4 protein-coding genes are annotated in these 20,283 nt (G+C 59.5%); all 4 read left to right on the plus strand.

Annotated features, from left to right (window positions below; genetic code table 11):
• The first annotated feature begins 83 nt into the window (after window positions 1–83).
• The 4 genes from AAIH70_RS05640 to AAIH70_RS05655 all read left to right on the plus strand — a co-directional run bounded on the left by AAIH70_RS05640 (window position 84) and on the right by AAIH70_RS05655 (window position 20,279).
• The gene (locus tag AAIH70_RS05640; protein WP_132271229.1) at window positions 84–14,969 is read left to right on the plus strand and encodes a DUF5801 repeats-in-toxin domain-containing protein; all 14,886 of its coding nucleotides are present in this window, start codon (window positions 84–86) and stop codon (window positions 14,967–14,969) included.
• Window positions 14,970–15,453: 484 nt separating this feature from the next.
• On the plus strand, window positions 15,454–16,815 hold the full coding sequence (locus AAIH70_RS05645) for a TolC family outer membrane protein (RefSeq protein WP_430033813.1): 1,362 nt from the start codon (window positions 15,454–15,456) through the stop codon (window positions 16,813–16,815).
• 18 nt (window positions 16,816–16,833) lie between these two features.
• Window positions 16,834–18,990 (plus strand): type I secretion system permease/ATPase, encoded by a 2,157-nt coding sequence (locus AAIH70_RS05650; RefSeq protein ID WP_132271230.1) that lies wholly within the window; start codon window positions 16,834–16,836, stop codon window positions 18,988–18,990.
• Window positions 18,987–20,279, plus strand: a complete 1,293-nt coding sequence (locus AAIH70_RS05655) for an HlyD family type I secretion periplasmic adaptor subunit (RefSeq protein WP_132271231.1) — start codon at window positions 18,987–18,989, stop codon at window positions 20,277–20,279. Before AAIH70_RS05650 ends, AAIH70_RS05655 begins: the two co-directional genes overlap by 4 nt.
• Window positions 20,280–20,283 lie beyond the last annotated feature (4 nt).

A 20,283-nucleotide genomic window follows, 5' to 3' on the forward strand; every position in this document is an offset into this window, starting at 1 on the left:
AGTATATCCCAAAGGTTAACGAAATATTGCGTTTCTGACGGCATTGGCGCTCCTTGTCCCAAATTCATTCTGGGGGTTCATCCATGTCCATCGAAGATCTGCGCGTATCTGCCGCAACCGAAGAGACTGCTGCCGACCACTTCCGTTCCGACCTCGCCGAGGAGATTGCGCTGTCGCAAAACGATGGAAGCGAGGCGGGCCCCGGAGTGGAGCTTGCACAGGCGACCCCGACGGGTGAGCGCCTTCCGACAGTGCCCGCGGCGCCGGCGACGCAGCCGACGGGTGTCACGCCTCCCGTCACGCAGGTTACCCCGGATGCCGCCAATATCGTGCGGCTGGCAGCAACTGTTTCCATCGACGACATCCGCATCGAGGGTGCAAATCTCGTTCTCGTCCAGGCGGATGGCACCGAGATCGTCATCGTCAATGGCGCGACAAAGGTGCCGACCATTCTTCTGGGCGATGTCGAGCTGCCGCAGCAGACCTTCATTGCGGCGCTGGAAGGCAACGGCATCAACGTGGCGGCCGGTCCCGACGGATCCTATTCCGCAAGTTCGGCGCCGGGCAGCTCGGGCGGCAATTTCGAGGATTCGATCAACGCAAGCCAGAATGGTCCTATCCAGCTTGCCGATCTTCTCGGCGACACATCCTTTGATGACGCTGCTCTGGCCAACGAGAACGAGACCGGCGAGGATCAGCCGACAACATCAGGCACGACGTTCCAGCTGGGTGCCGCCGAAGCAACGACGGCCGACGGCGCATTCGAAACCGTCATTCTCCAAGGCCAGCTGAATTTCACTCAGGGTAACCAGTTCGGTATCGTCGTCTCGGTCGCACTTGCAGACAGTGCATCGGCCTTGCCCTATGTCCTGCGGTCCGGCGGCCTGCTGGTCAGCACAACGCTGGTCACCGGCGGCACATCGGCTGAACCGGTGGTGACACTGACCGGCACGGCGGAAAATGGCGTGACCGTGTTCACGCTGGTCGTGACGGACGTCAAGACCGGTGCATTCACCTTCACATTGATGCAGCCGCTCGATCATTCGGGCATCGGCAATATCGGCGCCGCAGACGTGCTCAGCCTGCCGTTCACCTATTCGGTTCAGGACAAGGACGGCCCGGCGGTTGAAGGCTCCTTCACCATAAACATCGCCGATGACGGCCCGACCGCCATCACCGGCAATGCTTCCGTCGTGCACGACGAAGCACTGTCCGGCGGCAATGTCGACAGCGTCACCTCGACGGCATCCGTGACCGGCATCTCGCTGAACATCGACTGGGGCGCGGATTCCGCCAATGCCGGTGGCACCAACGACCGGACGGTCACCTTCACAAATGCGAATGTCAGCGCATCCAACGCCTATGGCGCGGGGCTGACATCGCTCGGCGCAACCGTCAGCACTGCGGTCGTCAACGGCACCTTGATCGGCTATACCGGCACCACTGTTCCCGGCGCCGTAACAGACGCCAGCGTGGTTTTCCACGCCACGCTGTCCGATGCCGCCAGCGGTTCCTATTCCTTCACGGTGGTCAAGCCGCTCGACCATGCTGCCGGTAATGGCCAGAACACGTTGACGCTGACCTTCAATTACACCGCGACAGATTCCGACGGCGATAGCGCTGGTAACAGCTTCACGGTCGGCATCGTCGATGATGCACCGATCGCCAATGTCGGTGCGGAAGCGACTGTCGAGGACGAAGCTGTCGTCGATGGAGATCCTGAAACGGAAGACGGCAATAACGAGACGGACGACAATCTTTCGGCCACATCCGGCGACTCGCTGAACATCAGCTGGGGTTCGGACAATGCCAATATCGGCGGCAGCAATGACCGCTCTGTTGCCTTTACCGATGCGACAATGACGGCTGTGGGTGCCTATGGCGCCGGCCTCACATCGCTTGGCGCTGCTGTCAGCACGATCGTGCTCACCAACGGTACACTGGTTGGGTATACCGGTGCTGCGCCATCGTCGATCGATGCCGGTAACGTCGTCTTTTATGCGACGCTGTCGGATGCCGGCAATGGCAGCTATTCCTTCACACTGGTCAAGCCGCTCGATCATGCGGCCGGTAACGGCGCGACCGGCGAAGCCTCGCTGAGCCTGACATTTGGTTATACCGCGACGGATTCGGACGGTGACAGCGCCTCCAGCAGCTTTACCGTGCGTGTTGCGGACGACACGCTGACATTTTTCGATCCACAGGAAGGCGTGACGATCTCGGAAGACAAGCTTACGGGCGATGTCGATGAGGGCGAACCGACGAACGAAAACCCTGAAGAGGGCGGTCCGAGCGATGACGATATCATTCCGTTGCGGCTTCTGGCCGTATCCTCGGAAAATACGACCACCGGTGGCAGCCTCGGCATTCACTGGGGCGCCGACGACGGCAATGCGCAGGGCAATGCCGGCCTGAGCGAAGACGGTACGAATGATCGTGGCGTCGGTTTCACGGACGACGATCTCGATGGCCTCTATGATCAGGGTCTGACGTCCGACGGTATCGACCTTGTCTACGTGCTTTCCGACAATGGTGCGGTGCTGACCGCTCACAAGGGCAGCGCCACGGGCGAAGCCGTGTTCACCGTCAGGCTTTCCGATGAAGGCGAGAACGGTTCCTTCACGTTCGAACTGCAGGGCAATCTCGACCACACACCGCGTCTGGGTGACGATTCCTTCGGCATCCGTTTCGACTTCACCGCCCGCGATTCCGATGGGGATGTCGGCGGTTCCTCCTTCACTGTGACGGTGGTGGACGACGTCCCGGTCATCGGTACGCCGGAGACGACGGATATTGACGAGGAAGATGTTCCGGGTCTCAAAGGCAATGCCGGCGATACTTACGAGCCGAACGAAGGTGCTGGTGGCCGTATCACCGGCGCCGGTTCCGTTATCGGTTCGCTCGGCGTTTCCTGGGGCGCGGACGATAACAACACCGGTGACGCACAGCGCTCGTTGTCCTTCATCGGTTATGGTGCCCAGACCAACGGCGAGGAAGGCGAACCGGTTTACAGAAGCGTTATGGTCGGTACGGCTCCGCTGACCGCCGCAGGGCAGGCGGTTTTCTATTACGCGACTGAAATCGAGGGCGTGCCGACACTGGTGGGCTTTACCGGTGCCGATCCGCTGGAAGAGAAAAGCTGGGTCTTTACGGTAACGCTCGACGATACGGTTAAAACGGGCGAATACACGTTCACCCTGCTCAAGGCGATCGATCATGCCACAGCCGGTTCCGAGGATGATATCGAACTGAGCTTCGATTTCCGGGCAACGGATTCCGATGGTGACAGTGCCGATGGACGCTTCTCTGTAAATGTCAACGACGATGCGCCTGTTCGCGGCGAGGAAGTTCCGGGCTCCGCCAGCGATGATGGGCTGGATGGCGGACCAGAGTCGGCAGCCATCGCGGAAGGCGAGTTGAACATTCGCTGGGGTTCGGATGCCGCCGATAACGAAGACATCACGTCGGGTCCGGGCAACCGCTCCGTCGTGTTCGACGGTGCGGGAGTGACTGTTGCCGGTGCCTATCACGGTGCGGCTTTGACCTCGCTCGGCAGAGAGGTCACGACCTCTTTCTCCGGTGCCACTCTGACCGCCTATGTTGGCAAGGGAACACCTCAGGAGGCGATCGTCTTTACGGTGACGCTCTCAGACGACGACACCGGTTCCTACAAGTTCGAACTGTTTCAGCCGCTCGACCATGACAAGGGCAATGGTGCGGATTCCTTGTCCCTGACTTTCGATTACAAGGCCACGGATTCGGATGGCGACGCCATTACCGGCCAGTTCATCGTTTCCGTCGCCGATGATGTCGCGACGATCGGTACGCCTTACGCTGATGGCACGGTCGAAGAAGAGCAGCAGCAGGTTGCCGGAATCGGTAATGAGGACCGTGATGGCGAGGGGGATCAGGACACCCGTCGCGATGACGCGACGACCCATGTTGCGACCGGCACGCTGGCGATCTACTGGGGTGCCGACAGTGCCAATGACACGGACGGGCAGCCGGGCGATCGTTCGGTTGCGTTCACAACGGCCGGTATCGAGGCTCTGAAGGCGCAGAACCTGACATCGGACGGCAAGGCGATAAGCTACACGACCATCACCGTCGGCGGCCAGCCGACTCTGGTTGCCTATTATACCGGAACGGTCGCGCCGACTGCGCCGCCATCCAATGCAAATTCCGCGAATATCGTATTCTCGGTCACGCTGTCCGATCGCGGCGACGGTTCTTACACATTCACGCTGTTCAACACGCTTGATCATCAGGGTTCCGTGCAGGGTGAAGATAGCCTTGTGCTGAGCTTCGGGTTCACGGCAACCGATAGCGATGGTGATGTGACGGACGCAGCCAGCTTCGATGTCCGTGTTATCGATGATACGCCGATCGCGATCGGCACGATCCTCGACCGTTATGTCGAGGAAGAAGAACTTTTCGGCGGCAACGAGGATGACGTGCCGGGCGTGATCGCGCCCGATGCTGACGGGAACTATCCTTTCGTCGGGCACCGGAACCTGACCACCGACAAGGCAGGTGGTCCGCTCAACATCGCCTGGGGCGGTGATGATGGCAATGCCAGCGTCGACGGCGGTTTCACCGGCACGCAGGTGGCCGGCGACCGGTCGGTCGTGTTCGCTACCTCGAACAGCGTTGCGGCAACGATCATCACGGCGCAGGCTGCGGGCCAATTCCTGACGGTCAAGAGCGGCAACAACACGCTCGATCTTTCGACGCTGACCTCGGCCGGTAAGGCACTGGTGTTCACGCTGTCGGATAACGGCACGACGCTGACAGCCCGTGCAGGCACTGCGAACGGTGATGTCGTGTTCACGGTCAAGCTCTCGGATACCGGTAGCGGCTCCTACAGCTTTGACCTCGATGGCGTTCTCGACCATCCCATCAAGGGATCGGGTGCGGCCAATGAGGATGTCCTGTCCTTCACCTTCAAGTTCACGGCCCGTGATGGCGACGGCGATATCGCCGTCAACGATTTTACTGTCAAAGTCATCGACGACAGCCCGGTTGCATACACCGGCACGTCCTCGATCGTTGAGGATGAGGCGGTCAACCGCGGCAATAACGAAGCTGAACCCAACCTTTCCGCCAAGGTCGAGAATGTCCTGCTCAATATCGAATGGGGTGCGGATCGGGCGGATGTCGAAACGATCACTTCCGGCCCAGGCAATCGTTCGGTCACCTTCACGACCAAGGATGTGCAGGTCTGGAATGCGACCGGTACGGCACTGACCTCGCATGGTCTGGCCGTGACGACAACGCTCGTCAATGGCGAGTTGATCGGCCATACCGGCAACAGGCCATCGGCTAACAATATCGTCTTCCGTGTGACCCTGTCGGACGATGGTGTGGGATCCTATTCCTTCACGCTGGTTCAGCCGCTCGATCATGCCGTCGGTGGCGGCGAGAACGTGCTGACATTGACCTTCGGCTATACGGCGACGGATTCCGACGGCGATACGGCGGCCAATACGTTCACCGTCAGCGTCATGGACGACGTGCCGATCGCCGGCAATGCCGGCGATCGCTATGTCGAGGAAGAGGCACTTCGTGGCGGTAACGAGGACCTCAGCCCTGTCGGTGTCGAATGGGACGGCGTGGTTGCCAACGGCTTCCGCCCGATTACCGACGAGGCCGGCGCATCGCTGAACATCAAATGGGGTAGCGACGACGGCAACAAGAACAGAAACGGCGGGTATAACGGCACGCAGGTTGCCGGTGACCGTTCGATCGTGTTCGAGTTCACCAGAGACATTGCAACACCGCTGCGTTCGAGCGCTGCCGCAATCACGCCGGTCGCGGCCGCGGACGTCGCCCAGTTCCTGACAGTTAAAAGCGGTGATAACGTCATCGCGCTCAAGGACCTGACATCCGGCGGCCAGAGCCTGACTTATACGCTGACCGATAACGGCACCAAGCTGACGGCGACGGCCGGAGGCAAGACGATCTTCATCGTGACGCTGTCGGATCTGGACAAGGGTTCCTATGCGTTCGAGCTGAAAGGCGTGCTCGACCACCCGGTCAAGGATTCTGGTGCGTCCAACGAGGACGTATTGAGTTTCACTTTCACCTACACGGCCCGTGACGGTGATGGCGACAAGGTCACCGGCAATTTTGCCGTCAACGTCATCGATGACAGCCCGATCCAGGCTGAAAGGCCGACGACCAACCTGACGCTGGACGAAGACGACCTGCGGCCAAATGGTAATGACACGCGGCCGGAAAACCTTAGCACCTCCGGCGATCTTAATGTCTCCTTTGGTGCAGATGGTGGCACATATAAGCTGGAAGCCGCCAATGCGATCTGGAGCAAAGCTGACAGCACGCTCACGGATGAAGGCGGCGCGTGGAAGATCACCGTTGCTGCTGACGGCCGGTATACGTTCACGCTGCTGGAAAACACGTTCCACGGTCCGGGCGACAATGGCGAAAACACGCTGAATATCGGCGTCAAATTCACGGCGACGGACGGCGACGGCGATACCGTTACCGGCCAGTTCAACGTTCGCATCATCGATGACGTCCCGGTAGCATCCGGCCAGAGCATTAGCCAGTCAATGAACGAGGCTGGTCTCAGCGATGCCGATGCCGCCTTCCCGACGGCGGTGGGCAACCTGGCAAACCTGGTGAAGTTCGGTGCCGACGGCCCCGGCACATATACTGTCGAGATGGACAGGTTGTCCTCGTCGCTGACCTCGCTGACATCGAACGGCGTCGCCATCACCTACAGCGTCGTCGGCGATACGCTTTATGCTAAGGCTGGTGCGGCGGCGATCTTCACCTTCAAGGTCGATGCCACGACTGGCGCTTACACGTTCGAGCAGCAGGGCCCGATCGACCACAATAAGACTTACACCATTGACCGCCAGCCGATTGCTGCCAATTCGATCAACGATGCGGGTGAAAGGGTCACTGTCAACGAGGTCTCCGGACCGCGTCTCACCTATATCGGCCGCACGGACGATGGCGACGTGATCATTCGGGTCACCAATGACGGACGCAACGCCGTCAACTGGACGCTTTACAATACAAATGGCGGCAGCGAATACGATCTGTCGATCGCCAGCGACAAATCCGTTTATATCAATGTCGGCAAGGTCGCCAATGGTATGGAATTCGATCTCCAGGGTGTCGCGAATACCCCCGCCGTCAAGATCGAAAACAAGCCACCTTTCTCTTCGGTTGGCGGGACCACACTGACGCTGGACCTTTCCACTGCGGTGACCGTTTCCGATGGCGACGGCGACACCGTCGCGCTGTCCGGCAAGCTCAACATCACCGTGACCGACACGGCGTCGTCTCTGGCACCGGTGAATTCCACCGTGTTCGAGGATGGTGACAAGACGAAAACCGAAAGCCTCGGTATCGACTGGAAGAGCGATATCGGTTCGCTGAAGACGCTGACCGTCGGCGGCATGATCAATGCCAAGACGCAGGCCGGCACCGTTCTCGACAAGATCACCTCCAACGGCGCCGAGATCCGTCTGGCGATGGTCAACGGGGTGCTGACCGGCTTCACGGGAACGCAGACATATGACACGAACAGCGTGGTGGTCTTCACCGTCGCAGTCAATGTCGCGACCGGTGCCTATACGTTCAACCTGCTTCAGCCGCTCGATCATGTTTCGCCGACCAATGGCGAGCAATATCTGGCGCTGACCTTCCAGGCGGTCGCCACGGACGCCGATGGTGACAGGGCGACGGCAAACTTCACCGTCAAGGTCGATGCTGCGGGCGAGATCGGTTCGATCGATTATTCGAAGCTGACCACCGGCGTCATCGTCAACCTGTCTTCATCTCAGGTCGTGTTCGACGGGAAGGCCGTTGCCGGTGATACGGCGACGGATCTGGCATCGGTCACGGCAAAGGTCGTCGGTATCGATGGCATGGTGGGCGTCAATGATGCCAAGGGCGGTTCGGGCAATGATATCCTGATTGGCGGCAGCGAGGCCAATACGCTGACTGGCAATGCCGGTAACGACTATCTCGACGGCGGCCTCGGTGCCGATGTTCTCGATGGCGGCGCGGGTGATGATACGTTCATCCTGCGTGCCGACGTTACCGGTTCGGGCAAACGTTTCATCGAGATCAACGGCGTGCTGCAAGAAGTCAGCATCGAGGGTCTGGCCGGCACGTCGGACAAGGTGATCGGCGGTTCCGGCAATGATACGATCGAATTGCAACGCGGTGACAAGGCCGGTTTCGTGGCCGACTATCGCTCGGCTCCCGACTATATTTCCGGCGTCGAGAAAATCGTCGGAACGAATGGCGATGACGTCATTCTTCTGGCCGCCAACACGGTGGCTGATGGTGGCAAGATCACCATTCAGGGCGGTGCTGGCAAGGATGTCATCGGTGGTTCCGACAAGGGCGACGACCTTTATGGCGAAGACGGCGATGACTTGATCTCCGGCCTCGGCGGCGATGATTTCATCAGCGGCGGCAACGGCGCGGACACCATTTATGGTGGCGATGGCAATGACCGCATCAACGGCGACTGGGGCAAGGACAAGCTCTACGGCAATGCCGGCAATGACACGATTTATGGCGGTGGCGACGACGATTATATCGACGGTGGCGCCGGCGACGATCTGCTTTACGGCGATGATGGTGACGACACGCTGGTTGGCGGCGCGGGCAAGAACAAGATCTACGGCGGCAATGGAACCGATACCGTCGATTATTCCGGCAATGCCGAAGGGATATACGTACAGCTCGGTTCGGGTTGGGCAACGTCGCGCACGGCAGCGAATGCCGGTTATGCATCCGTATCAGCGGCTGTTGCTGCCGACACGGTCGATAACGACAAGCTTTACAGCGTCGAGAACGTGACCGGCTCCAAATTTGCCGACATCATCAACGGCAGCGATGGCGACAATGTCATCAAGGGCGGCGAAGGCGGTGACTGGATCGAGGGTGGCGCCGGCAACGACACGCTTTACGGCGAAGACGGCAACGACACGCTGATCGGCGGTCTTGGAGACGATCGTCTCGATGGCGGCAACGGCGATGACACGCTGCGTGGTGGCCGTGGCAACGACACACTGGTTGGCGGTACAAATTCGGCTGTCAGCTTCAACCGGACTGTTGCCTCCAATGCGGCTGCGTCGATCATCGCCTCTGCCAAGGGCGGTGACACTGCCGACTATTCCGATGTGACGACCGGTGTCTTTGCCAATATCGGCAACACCAATCCCGACTGGCCGGCATCGATTGCGCCCGGAACGGCGACCGATCGTGCGAACGGCGGAACGGCTGTCGGCACAGACACGTTGAACGGCATCGAAAACCTGACCGGCGGCGCCGGCAACGACATTCTGGTCGGCGATGATGGCGCCAATATCCTGATCGGCGGAGCCGGATCCGACACGTTGATCGGCGGGGCCGGCAACGACCTCCTGATCGGTGGTGACGACAATGTGGGCGACTGGCTGGGCGGTGGTGCCGGCGACGACATTCTCATCCTCGGCAATGGCGGTGGCACCGCCAAGGGCGGCGGCGGCAGCGACCTGATTTTTGGTGGCAATGACGGCGACTGGCTGTACGGCGAGGATGACGGCGATCCGGATCGGGATGCCGGCGACGACACCATCTTCGGTGGTGGCGGCAACGATTATATCGAGGGCAATGGCGGCAACGACACGCTTTATGGCGAAGACGGCAACGACACGTTCATCCACACTGTCGGTGACGGCAACGATATCGTCGATGGCGGCAGCGAGACCGGTACCAGCAATCCTGATTATGATGTGCTGACGATCAATGGCGGAGCCTCGAGAACCGAGTTCACTCTCGGCAAGGTGTCGGGCGGTAGCGAGATCGCGCCCGCATCGGAAAACAAGGCCGACATTCTGGTAAGCTATGACGGCGGCTCTGTACGCGCCGACGAGATCGAGCGGGTGGTGTTCAACCTTGGCACTGCCGGCGATACGGTCAGTGTCGGTGACCTGACGGGGACGGCGATCATGCCGACGACCGTCGTCATCAACGGTGGCTCCGGCGACGATGTGATCGACCTGACGGGCCTGGTGGGCACCAAGGTGGAAATCGCCGGCAATGGCGGCAGCGATACGATAAAGCTGTCGGGCCTGTGGACCGATTACGTCTTCACGCTCGCGGATGGCGTCTACAGCGTATCGAAGGGCGGCACGGTTATCGCGACGTCCGAGAGCGTCGAACAATTCGCTTTCACCGGCAATGGCACGGCGGCCGTTTATACGGTTGCTGTCGACAAGCTGGTGAATGTGGCGCCTATCGCCGTGGATAATACCGGTTCGGTGGTCGAAGCGGGTGGCGTCAACAATGCCACTCCCGGTACCGCGACAGCCAGCGGTTCGCTGACCGGTGACGATACGGACGGCAATACCAACCTGAACGGCACGAGCGTCGATACCAGGACACTGGTCAGTGTCGGCGACAAGGATTTTTCCGGCGTTCGTGCGATAGCCATCGCTGGCATCTACGGCACGCTCATCGTGCGGGCGAATGGTGATTATCGCTACGAACTGAACAATGCCGACGCCGACACGCAGGCACTGGCGCAGGGTGTCATTGGCAAGGACGTGTTTTCCTACACGATCAAGGATTTCCATGGCGCGACATCGACGGCATCCCTGACCATCAATGTCACCGGAACCAATGATGCGGCCGTGCTGTCATCGGCGACGGTTTCCCTGACCGAAGGCAATACCGCTGCGGCCATCAGCACCAGCGGTCAGCTGACTGTCAGCGATGTCGACAGCGTCGCAAAATTTGTCGTGCAGACCGATGTTGCCGGTCAGTACGGCAAATTCTCCATCACCGAGAATGGTGTCTGGACCTATTCCGCTGCGTCTGCGCACAACGAGTTCAAAGCTGAAAAAACCTATAGCGAAACGTTTACGGTAAAGTCGGCTGATGGAACTGAGACTGCTGTTGTCATCAATATCACCGGCACCAACGATGCGCCGGTGCTGGGAGAAATCGCGACATTCGTCATCGATGAAGATACGCCGTGGGTTGTCAGCCGTGATGTGATCCAGGGTTACATCGACGGGTCGGTATCGGATTTCGATACGCCGAAGGCAGATCTTGTGTTCAAGGTCTATGTCGGCAACCAGTTGGTGTCCCAATTCACCGGTGGCTCTATCCCGCAGGGTGGCTTCAGCTTCCAGCCGGGATTGAACGTCAACGGCCCGCTCGATGCACGACTGGACGTTTCCGATGGTCTGGTGACCGTCGGGCGCGACTTCACGATCAATGTTACGCCGATCAACGATGCGCCCGTCGTCACGGCCACCAATGGCGGCGTCACGGAAGATGCGTCTATCGCCTTCTCGACCGGTGAACTGGTCGTCAATGGCGGCTTCGAGACCGGCACTTTGGCGGGATGGACGTGGGGGGCCGCAAATTGGACAGGCACCACCGGCAATCAGTCGTCCGTTCACAGCGGAAACTGGGCGCTCGAAACGGGCCCAACTTCGGGTTTCCCGAGCATGAGTCAGACGATTCAGACAATTGCAGGGATGAGCTACAGCCTGTCCTTCTGGATGAAACTGAGCGGTAATGACAACGAGTTTGCTCTGAAGGTCGGCGGCGTCGAGCTTGCGCATTCTGTCGATGCTCAGGGTTTCGAGTACACGCAATTCAGCTATCAATTCACCGCGACCGCAGCATCGACTGTGCTGCAGTTCAACTTCCAGAATGCACCGAGCTTTTTCTATGTTGACGACATCAGCGTCGCCGGCACCGGGTCGGTCGTTCCGCAGAACCAGACGGCCAATGGTGTCGTGTCCTTCGCGGATGTCGAAGCAACCGACAGCCACACCGTCAGCTTTGCCGCGCTCGGCGGTGGGATCGGTTATGTCGGCGCATTCACGCTGGGATCGGTCAACGAGGCCAATGGCAGCGGCTCTGTGTCGTGGAACTTCGTCGCCAGCAATGCCGATCTTCAGTTCCTGGCCGGGGGACAAGCGTTGCAGCAGACCTATGTCGTGACCGTCAACGACGGTCATGGCGGCATCACGACACAGAATGTCGTGGTGACGTTGAATGGGGTCAATGACGCGCCGACGGCGATCAGCGACACGAATGCTGCTGCAAACACCGTTGCCGAAGGTGCCGCGAACGGCACTGTCGTCGGTATCAGCGCCCGCGGCACCGACGTCGATGGCGATGTTCTCACCTATTCGCTGACGGACACTGCCGGTGGTCGCTTCGCGATCAATGCCGCGACCGGCGTGGTGACAGTGGCAAACGGTGCCAGCCTGAACTATGAGAGCGCGCAATCGCACCAGATCACGGTGAAGGCGGCGGATACCAGTGGCGCCTTCACGACGCAGACATTTACAATCGCGGTGACCAATGTCGCGCCGACGCTGCCGGTGGATGGCAATGGTAGCGCGAACAGCGTCGAGGAAAACGCGCAGAATGGTACCCTGGTGGGTATTACCGCAAGTTCGATGGATGTCAGCGGTGGCGCAGTTACCTACAGCCTGACGGACAGCGCGGGCGGCCGCTTTGCCATCAATGCCACGACCGGTGTCGTGACCGTGGCGGACGGCTCGAGGCTGGATTACGAAAGTGCCACGTCTCACCAGATCACGGTGCGCGCATCCGACGGCAATCTGACCGCATCGCAGACGTTCACGATCGCCGTGACAAATGTCAACGAAGCGCCGGTGGCCGCCAGTGACGCCATCTTTACAAATGCCGGTGTCGGTAATGCGTTCACTGTGGCCGGCTGGTCTCTGCTCAACAACGATACGGATGTCGATAGTTCATCGCTCAGTGTCGGTTCCATCTCCACGACCAGCGGTGTCAGCGCGCAGTTGTCTTCCGGCAATGTGACAGTGACCGATACCGGCAATGCCGGCGGCAGCTTCACGTATCGTGCCTTCGACGGTCAGCTATCTTCTGCTGCTGCGAATGTCTCGGTGACGCAGGATACGAGCGGCGATCTCGATGGCAATGCCCAGAATAATATTCTGGTCGCGGTCGCGAAGCCGACAGGTCAAGAAACGACCATCACTTTCGCCAGCAAATACGATATCGGCGATGTCGTATCGATCACGGTTGATGGAAAGACGTATTCGCATACGGTCGTGAATGGCGGAACGTCTCCTGAAGCGGTTTACGATGCGCTGAAATCGAAGACGTTCCAGAGTGTTTCTCTTGCGAACAGCCTGACGGCGAAGGGCGTTTCGTGGCCGGCCGATCTGACCGGAAATACCGTGACGCTTTCCGGTAATGACGGTGCCGCCAATGCGTTTGTGGTGGCTGCCTCGGTCGATAACTCGAACGATGTCGGCACCGAAGGCACGGCTACGGTCGATTTCAGCGGAAACGTGTATTGGGCATCGAACACAACGCTGTCTCTTACCCTCAATGGAACAGCCTACGTCATCCAGGGTAATGGCAACACCAACAACACCTTCGACAGGGCGGCTACAAACCTCGCTGCGGGCATCACGGCATATGACGTGAGTTACAACAGCAATAGCAACACCTTCACCATCTCGGGGCCAACGCTTACCAGTGCGAGCGGGCGGGCCTATCTTGGACAGCAGACGTATGAGACTGCGTCTTCCAGCGTTACTGCCGCAACCGCGCCTTCCAACCAGACGATGACGGTGCAGACCATCGCGATCGCTTCGGATGGCGGTATTACTCTCAACGGTTATGCCGGCGACGACATTCTTCTGGGCAGTTCCGCTGCCGATATCCTGATCGGCGGTGCCGGCAAGGACATTCTGTCGGGTGGGGGTGGACTGGACACCTTCCGCTGGCAGTCCGGCGTGGCACCTTCGGAAGCCAATGCGGACCGGATCACCGATTACCAGAGCGGTGAACGTCTGGATGTTTCGGCACTGCTTGCTGCCAATGCTCCATTGAACGGTTCTGTGCGGGTCGTTGTCGAGAACGGCGACCTCGTGGTCAAGCTCGACACCAATGGCGGCGGCAATAGTTATGTCGAGGCCTATCGTCTCGTCGGAGCCGCCGGTGTAGCCGCCGTCAACGTTTACTATGGCAATGCGGACCACAACATCGGTAGCGGCAGCTGGGTGTCGGGTGTCGACCCCATCATCCTCGACCTAGACCATAACGGTTTTGCCTTCTCCTCACTCGACACCGGTGTCTCGTTCGACATCAATGCCGATGGTCACAAGGATCAGGTTGCCTGGACTTCGGCAGACGGCATCCTTGCCTACGACCTCGACGGCAATGGCAAAATCGATAACGGTTCGGAAGTTTTCACGCCGAGCTTCAATGGTGGTGGTCATGCCAGCGGTATCGCTGCCCTTGCCACGCTCGACAGCAATGGTGATGGCAAGATCGATGCCGAGGACGATGCCTTCTCGAAACTCTCCATCTGGGTCGATGCCAACCATAACGGTGTCAGCGACGATGGCGAGTTGAGCGGTCTTCTCGACCATTCGATCAAGAGCATTTCGCTCGACACGACCTCGACCGAGGCGACCGAAGACGGGCAGGTGGTGCTTTCGCAGGGGCACTTTACCCTGGCCGATGGTTCCAACGGCGATTTCCTCGAGGTTGGCTTCGATACGCTGTTCGGTGGACAGCCGGATCACTTGGCGATCGGTGGTGACGGTGATGATATTCTGGTGGGAGGCCCCGGCTTCACCCAGTTCACCGGCGGCGCGGGTGCCGATACGTTCGTGCTCGATCCGGCCGCTTTGCAGTCGCTCGACATGGCCGATGTGGTCACCGACTACAAGGCTGGTGAAGGCGATGTGCTCGATGTCTCCAAGCTGCTCGACAGCATGCTGGGCGATACGCCGGTGACGGCAGAGAGCGTGGCTGCCAGCATCAAGACCACCATTGCCGGCAATGACATGACGGTCAGCGTGCATGTGGACGACAGCTGGAAGGATGTGGCCGTGCTGCAGAACCATACGGAAGCCGTCAAGATCCTGTTCGATGACAAGCACACGATCGACGTTTCCCATCATTGATGGGCTGATCCGTTGGCAAAATAGGAAGGAGGCGCCACGAGCGCCTCTTTCTGTTTGTTTTATTAATTGCTAATTTTCATTATTTGCTCGCCGGCAATGAATCCGAGTGATTCTCATTGTGATCAAGTGATGTATTTGGCGTTGTTGTTGCCTTGCCACATCCGGAATGAATCTCTGCGGTTTTCTCTACCAAAAAAAGTTTAGTTGAGTTGTTGTGTTGTTAAAATTCGCCAATTATCCTTTTGAATCATAGTTGTAGATTTATCATTATTGGGTCTTTCCTGTATTTTCTGAAATTTACCAAGTTCTCTAAAGCCATCTAATCTTATGGGTAAGTACTTCCATTCGATCCGCGCTCTCTATAAGAATTTTCACAATGGGAATTCAGGGTAGGGGACTTCAGGTGAGCAATCATAAAAGAATAATTGCATCTCTCGGTGCAAGTGCAGCAATGATGGCCGCATTCGTTTCACCGTCCTTCGCCATGAGCCTCGAAGAAGCGGTTGGAAAGACTCTCAAGACAAACCCGCAGATCATGCAGGCCGTGGAAAACCGCGAGGCCGTGGAATTCGAGCTTCGTCAGGCACGCGGTCTCTACCTGCCGTCGGTGGATCTTGAAGCGGGCGTCGGTCGTCGCCGTCTTTCCAATAGCTCGTCCGGCACGCTGACGCGCGATCACGACGTCTATTCTCCGAGCGATACCAGCCTGACAATCACCCAGACACTGTTCGATGGCGGCAGCCGTCGCTCGCAGGTGGAGCAGCAGGCCTCGCGTGTCGATGGTGCCTCGTTCCGCGTATTGGAGCGTTCGGAATCGCTGGCCTTGCAGGCCACGCAGGATTATCTCGAATACATCCTGCAGACCAAGATCGTCGGCATCGCGCAGCAGAACGTTTCCGTTCACACGGCGCTGGTCGGTGATATTTCCGAAAGCATCCGCGGCGGCGCGCTGACGGATGCCGACCGCTTGCAGGGCCGCGAGCGCATGGAAGCGGCAAAAGCCCGCCTGCGCGAAGCCCAGGAAGAGCTGGAAGCGACCAAGATCCGTTTCCTCAAGACGGTCGGCGAGCCGATCGGCGCCAATGTCAAGATGCCGGCTTCGCTGGCCCGCTATATTCCGAAGACCGTCAACGACGCGATCCTCGTTGCCCAGCAGAACAATCCGGGCGTTCATGCCGCCAATGCGGATGTGGATGCGGCCGATGCCGGCGTTCGTGGCGCCCGCGCCAATTATCTGCCGAAGGTCGACATGCAGGGCGTTGCCCAGGTCGGCGACGATATCAACGGCGACGACGGCAATACCAACGACCTGTCGGTGCGTGTCGTGGCACGCTGGAACCTCTATCGCGGCGGTATCGACAAGGCGCGCGAACAGGAACAGATCCGCCGCGCCAGCGAGCAGCGTTATGCGCTGGCCTATGCCCATCGCGAAGTCGAGGAGTCGGTGCGTTCCGCCTGGAACGAACGCAAGAGCCGTGGCGAAATCTCCGCCATTCTCGGCCGCCAGTCGTCCACCAATGCCAGCCTCGTGTCGTCCTATCGTGAGCAGTTCAAGGTGAACCAGCGTTCGCTGCTCGACGTGCTCGATGCGCAGAACACCCGCTTCAACACCGGCATTCTGGCCGAAACCGCGCGGTTTGCGGCACTGTTTGCCGAATACAAGATCCTGGCTGCCTCCGGCAGCCTGCTGAATGCCATGAGCCTCAAGCCTGTAGCCCAGGTTGAGGCCTATGCCCGGAAAGAGTTCGTTGTCCCGGGCGGCGGCGCTGTTGATCCCGGTTATGCCAAAATCGAGTCCCGTCAGAAGGCTGGCATGCCGTTGGATCTGCTGGCGCCGGTCCGCTAAAGCCGATCGGCCAGAAAAATGCTCAACGTCAGGGTCGACACATCAGATACGATGGAGTTGAAGACCTTCAAGACGGCGTTCCGCTCCGTGGCGACCTTCTATGGTCGTCCGGCCTCGGATGTCGTGCTCTATTCCGGCATTCCCGACGAGATCGTGGAATCGCTGGAAGCCGATGATGTCGAACACCTTGCGCATCGCATCGGTCTCGACGTCATCCGCCATGGTGAGCGCGATTGCCGCGAAGGCAATTTCGATTGTCCCGCCATCCTCGTTTTCGAAAGTGGCGGCGTTCTGCCGCTTTTGGAGATCAACGAGGCCGGTCATTATGTGACCGATGTCGCCGCCAATGCCGGCCCGGAAACGATCTTCAGTTTTCAGGACATCGCGGCGCTGCGGCCAAAGTTCGGGTTCGCCTTCACGCTGTTCTACCAGAATGCGTCGGAAGACAGCCTTGTCGGCACGGCTGCCGAAATCGAAAAGCGGCACTGGCTGGTGCGGGCGCTGGTTCCTTACTGGCGCACCTATCTGCGCGTCATCATGGCGGCGTTCTTCATCAACGTGATTGCGCTGGCATCGCCGCTTTTCACTATGAACGTCTATGACCGGGTATTGCCCAACAAGGCATTTCCGACGCTCTGGGTTCTGGCTGTCGGTATAACGCTTGCCTATACTTTCGATCTTCTTCTGAAAACCGCCCGTTCTGCATTGATCGACCATGCGGGGCGCAATGCCGACCTACGGCTGTCGCAGATGATCTTCGACAAGGTTCTGAACTCGACCATGGCATCGCGGCCGCTGTCTACCGGCGAATATGCCAACCGGGTGACGCAATACGAATTCGTGCGTGAGTTCTTCACGTCGAACACGGTCGGCCTGATGATCGACACGGCCTTCGTGTTCATTTTTCTGATCGTCATCTATCTGATTGCCGGCTGGCTCGTCGTCATTCCGGCAGTGGCGCTCATTCTCTCCGTGCTGATCGGCCTGCATGCACAGGCCAAGATCGGCCAGAAGATGGCGGCCGCCACCAATGAGGCCTCGCGCCGCCAGGCGCTGCTGATCGAAACGATTTCGACAATCGAGACGGTGAAAAGCCTGCGCGCTGAATCCGGCATGCTGCGCCGCTGGCAGGAGCTGATGAAGCTTTCCAGCCGCACCAGCGAGGATATCAAGCAGGTCTCCTCGAATGCGGTGAACTACACGGCCTTCGTGCAGCAGATGGTTGCCGTGCTGATCGTCATCGCCGGCACCTACGAGTTTTCCGAGGGGCGGCTGGCCATGGGTGCGATCATCGCCACCGTGATGCTGTCGAGCCGCGCCGGTGCGCCGCTCGGTCAGATCGCCATGGCGCTTGCCCGCTTCCGCCAGGCAATGATGTCGCTGCGCATTCTCGACAAGGTGATGGAACAGCCGGAGGACCGGCCGTCGACCGTCGGTTTCGTCAACCGCCAGATCAAGCATGGCGGCTTTTCCTTCCAGGACGTGTCGTTTGCCTATCCGGGCTCGGATTACGGCGTCATCAACAAGCTGTCGATCACGGTTGCTCCGGGTGAGCGGGTGGGGATCATCGGCCGCATCGGTTCGGGCAAGACCACGATCGGGCGTCTGCTCGACGGCCTCTATCTGCCGTCCGAAGGCCGGGTACTGATCGATGGTGTCGATATCCGCCAGTATCACATGGCGGAAGTGCGCTCGGCCGTTGCCATTGCCGGCCAGTCGTCCGATCTGTTTTCCGGCACGGTGAAGGAAAACCTGCTGATCGGCCGGCCGGACGCGAGGGACGACGAGTTGCTCGAGGTCGCGAAGATGACCGGCGTCGAGGAGTTCGTCGCCAACCATCCGCGCGGTTTCGACATGCCGGTGGGCGAGCGCGGCAGCAATCTTTCGAGCGGCCAGAAACAGGCGCTGACGATTGCCCGGCTGCTGTTGACGAAGCCAAAGATCGTGTTCCTCGACGAACCGTCGGGCGCGATGGATCTGGCCAGCGAACGGCATCTGCTGAACCGTCTTTCGACCGCCTTCAGCCGCGAAACGACACTGATCATCGCCACACACCGGTTCAGCATGCTGGATCTGGTCGATCGCCTCGTGGTCGTCGACAAGGGCCGTATCGTCGCTGATGGGCCAAAGGCCTCGGTGATCGCCGCGATGCAGCGCAAGGGGGCGTCGCAGTGAACAACCAGGTGCACGACAACCCGCCATTTTTCGCGCGCATCCTCGTTCTGCTGGTTGGCGGCTGCATCGTCGCCTTCGTGGCCTGGGCGGCATTGGCCGAGATCGACGAGATCGCCCGCGGCGAAGGCAAGGTCATTCCCGTCTCGAAGACGCAGATCGTGCAGTCGTCGGAAGCCGGCGTCGTGCAGGACATCGCCGTCAAGCTGGGCCAGATCGTGCGCAAGGGCGACCTGATCGTGCAGCTCAACAATACCACGACGGAATCGACGCTGGGCGAAGTGGTTGCCAAGGCGCGGGCGCTGGGCGCCAAGATCAAGCGCCTCGAGCTTGAGGAACGGGGCGATTACAGCCACGATTACAAGTGCCCGCCGGAGGTGATGGCCGTTGCGCAGAGTGTCTGCGAAAACGAGACGCGGCTGTTTTCGGCCAACAAGGCGGCTTATGAAAACAAGCTCGGCGTGTTGCAGGAGCGCATGAAGCAGCGCCAGAACGAGATGAGCGAGGCGGATGCCAATATCGACCGTCTGGTGCAGAACATTGCCGCTTCCAACCGCCAGCATGATCTTTATGGACCGCTCGCCAAAAAGGGGCTGGTGGCGCAGACCCAGCTTCTGCAGGTGGAAAGCCAGCTGACCGATCAGCAGGGCCAGCTGAAAGTCTATCGCGAAAGCATGGACCGGTTGCGTGGCGCCATCGAGGAAGCGCGGCTGCAGGTGGGCGAAATTGCACTGGCGCTGCGTCAGCAGGCGCTGACCGAAAAGGCGCAGGCGCTGGCCGAACAATCGGTGATCGACGAGACCATTCGCGGTGCGTCCGATCGCGTCAAGCGCACCGACATCCGTTCACCCGTCGATGGCATCGTCAACACGCTCGAAGTCAATACGCTCGGCGCCTATGTCGATCCCGGCCGGGTCGTGGCCGGCATCGTGCCGACGGCCGATACGCTTTTGATCGAGGCACGCATCTCGCCGCGCGACGTCGCCTTCGTGCGTCGCGGCCAGAAAGCGATCGTCAAGATCACCGCTTACGACTTTGCCATTTTTGGCGGGCTGGACGGCGAGGTCACCAATGTGTCCGCCGACAGTATCGTCGAGAAGGAAAAGGGTGAGACCTATTACGTCGTGCAGGTGAAGACCGACAGGTCCGAGCTGGAGCGCAACGGCAAATCCTATCCGATCATTCCGGGCATGATTGCGTCGGCCGAGATCATGACCGGCCGCAAGACCGTGCTGAGCTACCTGATGAAGCCGATCAACCGCGCGCGCTCCGAAGCGCTGAGCGAACGCTGAGGGA

This window comes from Neorhizobium sp. BT27B (genome assembly GCF_050455485.1).
Classification (GTDB): domain Bacteria; phylum Pseudomonadota; class Alphaproteobacteria; order Rhizobiales; family Rhizobiaceae; genus Neorhizobium.

What these genes read in the sequence shown, in the direction of transcription:
- AAIH70_RS05640 (WP_132271229.1), top strand. Translation starts at nt 84, where the DNA reads ATGTCCATCGAAGATCTGCGCGTATCTGCCGCAACCGAAGAGACTGCT.
- AAIH70_RS05650 (WP_132271230.1), top strand. Translation starts at nt 16,834, where the DNA reads ATGCTCAACGTCAGGGTCGACACATCAGATACGATGGAGTTGAAGACC.
- AAIH70_RS05645 (WP_430033813.1), top strand. Translation starts at nt 15,454, where the DNA reads ATGAGCCTCGAAGAAGCGGTTGGAAAGACTCTCAAGACAAACCCGCAG.